The following is a 5,911-nucleotide window of genomic DNA, read 5'->3' on the forward strand; positions in this document are numbered from 1 at the left end:
CCATCAACTGGCACACCTGGTTCCCCACACCACCAGCCCCAGACACCGAACCACCCAACCTCCCCACCTACCCCTTCCAACGACAGCGCTACTGGGGGCCGGATGAGGTGGCCGACGCCCCGGCCGCCGGGGCGGACGCGGAGGAGACCCGGTTCTGGCACGCGGTCGAGGCGCAGGATCTCCCGGGCCTGTCCGAGGCGTTGGGCCTCGGCGCGGAGGACGGGCGGCGCGCGTCGCTGGACGCGCTGCTGCCCACGCTCTCGCACTGGCGCCGGGAACGCCACGAGCGGTCGACGGTCAGTGCCTGGCGTTACCGGGTCGGCTGGCGCCGCCTGCCCGACCCCGGCCAGGGCTCCTTCCCGGCCGAGGGCCCGTGGCTGCTGGTGGTGCCGCCCGAGGGCGCCGGGGAGTGGGCCGAGGCCTGCGAGCGGGCCCTGACGGCGGGTGGCGCGGAGGTGCGGCTGCTGCCGGCCGGCGACCTCGCCCCGGGCCTGCTGCGCGCCGCGCTGGCCGACGGCCCGCCCCCCGCGGGCGTGTTGTCGCTGCTGGCGCTGGACGAACGCCCGCACGCGGCGGCGTTCCCGGCCGTGAGCCGTGGCCTCACCGCCACCCACGCCCTGCTGCGCGCCGTGCTGGAGGCCGAGGTGGACGCCCCTCTGTACTCCGCGACCCGGGGCGCGGTGGCGGCCGGGGACGGCGAGGAGCGGCCCAGCGCGCCGGCGCAGGCCCAGGTGTGGGGGCTCGGCCGGGTGGCCGCCCTGGAACACCCCGCGGCGTGGGGCGGGCTGATCGACCTGCCCGCTTCGGCCGACGACCTCACCCCGGGCCTGCTGCGCGCCGCGCTGGCCGGGCGGGACGGCGAGGACCAGGTCGCGCTGCGCTCCGAGGGCGTGTACGGGCGGCGGGTGCTGCCCGCGCCCCTCGACGGGCCGAACGAACAGGACGAACGGGCGTGGACGCCCCGGGACGGCGTGCTCGTCACCGGCGGGGTCACCGGGGTCGCGGCCCACGTGGCGCGCTGGCTGGCGGCGGGCGGCACCAAGCGCATCGTGCTGCTCGCGCCGGGCGGCCAGGACGCGCCCGGCGGCGCGGAGCTGGTGGCCTCGCTGGCGGAGCTGGGCGCCGAGGCGACCGTCGTGGACGGCGTGCCGTCCGGGCCGGCCGCCCGGCGCGAACTGGCCGATCAGCTCGCGGCCTCCGGGCCGCGCGTGCGGACCATCGTCCACGCGGGGACCGCGGGCGAGCCGGTGCCGCTGGCCGGTCTCACGCCGGACGGGCTGGCCGAGGCGCTGTCGAACGCCGTGGCCGACGTCGATCACCTCCCGGAGCTGTGTGGCCTGGAGGCGGACGACCCGGTGGTGGTCTTCTCCTCCGTCGTGGGGGTCTGGGGCGTCGGGGAGCAGGGCGCCCGCGCCGCCGCCGAGGCGTACCTGGACGCGGTGGCGCAACGGCGCGAGGCAGCCGGCGGGCCCGTCGTCCGGGTGGCGTGGGGCCCGTGGAACGACGAGGGGGCGGTGCGAGCCGATGCGGCCGAACGCGCCGAACGCCACGGGCTGTCGGCCCTCGACCCCGGGCTGGCGCTGACGGCGCTGCGGCGGACGCTGGACGGCGGCGAGGGGCACGCGGTCCTCGCGGACGTGCACTGGGAGCGGTTCGTGCCGGTGTTCACCATGGTGCGCCCCAGCCGTCTCTTCGAGGAGATCCCGGCGGCCCGGCGGGCCGCGCGGGGTGCCGAGGACGACGCCGGATCGGCGGAGGGCCTGGCGGCGCTGCGTGAGCGGCTCGCGGCGCAGCCGCCGCAGGAGCGCGACGGCACGCTGCTGGCGCTGGTGCGCACCCACGTGGCGAACGCGCTGCGCTACGCGTCGGCGGAGTCGCTCGACCCCCAGCAGTCCTTCAAGGACCTGGGGTTCGACTCGGTGGCGGCGATCGAGTTCAGGAACCGGCTGCGCGGCGCCACCGGCCTGACGCTGCCTGCCACGCTGGTCTTCGACTACCCGACGCCGACCGCGCTGGCCGGCTACCTGGTCGCGCAGGTGATGGCGGAGGACTCCGGGACGGAGCCGGCCGCCGCGCACCTCGACGGCATCGAGGCGGCGCTGGCGGCCCTGGACGCGGACGATCCCCGGCGTTCCGGCCTCACCCACCGGCTGCGGGTGCTGCTGTGGCGGTACGAGGGCGGGGCCGAGCCGCAGGACGAGCAGCAGACGGGCGACGAGCTGGCGTCGGCGTCCGCCGACGAGATGTTCGCCCTCATCGATCGCGAGTTCGGCGAGTCCTGACCCCTCACGGAACGCAGCCACCCCTGACGCCCTTCGTCAGGGGTGGCTGGGAGAATTCGCTTCCTGGAGCGCTCCCTGGGGCCGGTCCTGGGGGGGGGACCAGCGACCCCTGCGGGGTTCCTTCCGGAGCACGCTGAAACCGATGCCCTCCTGATCCCGTTCCGCCGCCCACCCGGCTGTCAGCGCCGGTCTGTGGCTCGCGGATGTCCCGTTCCTGCGAAGGTGATCCAGCACGTCTCCCGGACAGTGTCGAGGAGGTACCAGATGCGGCCACCGCCGGCCACCTCGATCTGCCACTGCTCGCAGGTCTGCCCGCGGTGGGCGCCATGTGCCAGAGCGCCTTTGAGGCGGTGGTGCCGGGGTTTCTCCGTGGTCGGTCGGGGGTCGGTGCGCATGGTGGTCCAGGCGCGGTAGGTGTTCTCGCGGGCCTGCTGGGCGAGGCTCTCCCAGCCCTTGGCCGAGGCGGCATCAGCGAAGCGGACTTCCCAGTGGCCGTCCGGTGCCGGAGGCGCGGCGCGGTCGCCGCGACCCGCGGTCATGCGACGTCCCGCGGGTCTGGCACCGGGCGTAGTCTTCGCCGTGATCCCTGGTCAGCGCGGCCAGCAGTGCGGGATCGGAGTAGACCTCGGCGGTGTGCTGCCAGGCAATGAGCAACTGGGCGACGGGTGCGCTGCTGCTGATCGAGTCGGCAGCGCGCATGGTGTCGACCAGTTCGACGGCGAAGGCATGGAGATCGGACTCGGGCAGGAATCGGACCCACGGGAACGCGTCCGGCAGTATGTCGAGGAGCAGTTCCATGCTGCCGGGCTCCCGGCGCGCCATGGCGACCAGCATCCGGGTAGCCGCGGACACCACGGTCTGCTCCTGCTCGGCCCGCGCCGCGGTGGTGAGGACCAGATCCTCGCCGCCTCTGCGGTGCAGGAGCAGTCTCGGCGATTCCTGAAGCCGGGCAAGGGTCTGCTTGTTCTTGTTCACCAGCTCGGAGAAGTTGACGGCTGCGCTCTCGGAACTCAGACTTTGAAATTACTTCGAAACTTGGCTCGGTGCCATCGCTCGGAAGAGGGACGCATCGCCCAACCGCATGGCGCTCGTGCCCTGGGGAACGATCTTCGGCTGCGCGGGAACAATCCTCAATGACTCGAACGGCCAACGGCTCGGTGCGGCTGCCGGGTCAGGACTTGCCGAACTCGCTCGCGATCAGGTCGAAGATCTCCTCCGCCGTGGCCTCCTCCAGGTCCTCGTGGGACCCGGCGGCGCCGTCGGCGTCGACCGGCTCGCTCCACCGCTCGGCAAGGAGCCGCAGCCGGGCCGCGATCCGGGAGCGGGCGGCCTCGTTGACGCCCTCGGGTGCGTGGGAGGCGTCCCAGCCGTCCAGCTCGGACATGATCCGCGCCTCGCTCGTGGCGACGTCGGCGACGAGCAGATCGTGGAGGTAGCGGGCGAGTTCCTCGGCCGAGGGGTAGTCGAACAGCACAGTGGCGGGCAGATTCAGCCCGGTGCTGGCGTTCAGCTCGTTGCGCAGCCGCACGGCGGTGAGTGAGTCGAAGCCCAGCTCCTGGAACGGCTTCGTCGCCGGGACGGCGTCGGCGGAGGCGTGGCCGAGGATGCCGGCCGCGTGGGTCCGCACGTGCCGCACCAGGATGTGGTGCCGCTCGGCCTGCGGGCTCGCGGCGAGCTTCTGCCGCAGCGGGTCGGCGTCCTGGGCGGCCGGTGCCGGTGCGTCGTCCCCCTCCCGGTCGGCGGCCTCGGGCAGGTCGCCGAGGAACGGGCTGGGGCGCAGCGCGGTGAAGCTGACCAGGAAGCGGCGCCAGTCGACCCCGGCGATGACGGCCGTGGTGTCCCCGCGTTCGATCGCCTGGTGGAGAGAGATGATGCCGAGCCGGGGGTCGAGGGGGTGCACGCCGCGGCGGCGGAAGTAGTCGAGTTCGTCGTCGGCGGTCGCCATGCCGACCTCGCCCCACAGACCCCAGGCCAGCGAGGTGGCGGGCAGGCCCTCGGCGCGGCGGTGCTCGGCGAGGGCGTCGAGGTAGGCGTTGGCGGCCGCGTACGCGCCCTGCTGCCCGCTGCCCCAGATCGCGGAGACCGAGGAGAACAGCACGAAGGCCGAGAGGTCGTGCCCCTTGGTCAGCTCGTGGAGGTGGCGGGCTGCGAGCGCCTTCGGGGCGAGCAGGCGGTCGAGGTGGCCGGGGTCGGCGTCGGCGATGAGGCCGTGTTCGACGACGCCGGCGGCGTGGATGACGGCGGTCAGCGGGTGCTCGGCGGGGATGGCGTCGAGCACGCCCCGCAGCGCGTCGCGGTCCGCCGCGTCGCAGGCGGCGATGGTCACCGAGGCGCCCATGGCGCGGAGTTCGGCGGCCAGCTCGGCGGCGCCCGGGGCGTCGGGGCCGCGCCGGCTGGTGAGGACCAGGTGTCCAGCGCCGTGCCCGACCGCCCAGCGGGCCAGCAACCCGCCGATGCCGCCGGTGCCGCCGGTGATCAGCACGGTGCCCTCCGGCCGCCAGGGGCGGCGCGCGGGACGCCCGGGGGCGTGCGCGAGGCGGCGGACCAGCAGGCCGCGCGCCCGGATCGCCGCCTGGTCCTCGGGCGGGCCGCCCGGGGGAACGCCGGCGAGCAGGGCAGCCAGCAGGGCGGCGGTCCGCTCGTCGGGCTCGGGCGGGAGGTCGATCAGGCCGCCCCAGCGGTCGGCGTGTTCGAGTGCCGCGACGCGGCCGACGCCCCAGGCCTGCGCCTGGAGGGGGTTCGTCAGCGGGTCGTCGCCGCCGGTGGAGACGGCGCCCTGGGTGAGGCACCACAGCGGGGCGTTGATCCCGGCGTCGCCGAGGGCCTGGAGGGCGGCGACGGTGGCGGCGAGCCCGGCGGGAACGGCCGGATGGCCGGGGTGGGGGCGTTCGTCGAGGGCGAGCAGGCTGAGGACGCCGGAGAACGCGGTCAATGAGGGCAGTCCGGACAGCTGACGGGCGAACGCCTCACGGTCGGTGGCGCCGGCGTCGGCGGTGCGGGGCTCGACGTCGGCGCCGTGGTCGGTCAGTGCGCGGGTCGCGGTCCGCACCGCCGGGTGGTCCTCCTGTCCGGCGGGGACGAGCAGCAGCCACGTGCCGTGCAGCGCGGACGCGCCGGGCTCGGGCAGCGGGGTCCAGCGGACCTGGTGGCGCCAGGACGCCAGGGTGGTGCGTTCGCGGTGGCGGCGGCGCCACGCGGACAGCACGGGCAGGGCGGGCCGCAACGCCTCGATGCCGGTGGCCGCGTCCCCCTCGGGCTCCAGCAACTGCGCCAGGGCGTCGGCGTCCTGGCCCTCGATGGCCGCCCACAGCTCGGCCTCCGCCGGGTCAGCCGAGCCGTCGGCCGGCACGGACGGCGCGGTCGGCAGCCAGTAGCGCTCGCGGTCGAAGGCGTAGGTGGGCAGGTCGATGGTGGCCGGGGTGGTGGTGCCGTCGGTGAACCAGGTGCGCCAGTCGACGGGGCTGAGAGTGTGGAGGCGGGCGAGTGACTGGGCCAGGCTGTCGGCGTCGGGCTGGGTGCGGGTGAGGGTGGGGATGAGGACGGGCGGGTGCGCGGGCGGGGTGTCGAGTGCGTCGAGGGTGTGTTGGGCGCCCGGGATCAGGACGGGGTCGGGGCCGATTTCGATGTAG

3 protein-coding genes and 1 pseudogene are annotated in these 5,911 nt (G+C 75.3%); 1 reads left to right on the forward strand and 3 read right to left on the reverse strand.

Annotated features, from left to right (window positions below; all coding sequences use genetic code 11):
* On the forward strand, positions 1–2,282 hold a 2,282-nt coding region (locus tag ACWDSL_RS51240), incomplete at its 5' end, for a KR domain-containing protein (RefSeq protein WP_450496381.1).
* A gap of 179 nt (positions 2,283–2,461) precedes the next feature.
* On the opposite strand, the gene ACWDSL_RS51245 is transcribed toward ACWDSL_RS51240, so the two are convergent.
* The 3 genes and pseudogenes from ACWDSL_RS51245 to ACWDSL_RS51255 all read right to left on the reverse strand — a co-directional run.
* A complete protein-coding gene (locus ACWDSL_RS51245) occupies positions 2,462–2,821 on the reverse strand; it encodes a hypothetical protein (RefSeq protein ID WP_319701197.1) in 360 nt (119 codons plus the stop codon).
* Positions 2,818–3,296: pseudogene (locus ACWDSL_RS51250) on the reverse strand (hypothetical protein). Before ACWDSL_RS51250 ends, ACWDSL_RS51245 begins: the two are co-directional and overlap by 4 nt.
* Positions 3,297–3,453: 157 nt before the next feature.
* Positions 3,454–5,911, reverse strand: a 2,458-nt coding sequence (locus ACWDSL_RS51255; protein ID WP_450496383.1) for an SDR family NAD(P)-dependent oxidoreductase, incomplete at its 5' end; no start/stop codon positions are given.

This window comes from Streptomyces sp. NPDC000941 (assembly GCF_053599555.1).

Excerpts from the sequence above, each read along its gene's own strand:
- ACWDSL_RS51245 (WP_319701197.1), bottom strand. The coding sequence starts at position 2,821 with ATGACCGCGGGTCGCGGCGACCGCGCCGCGCCTCCGGCACCGGACGGC.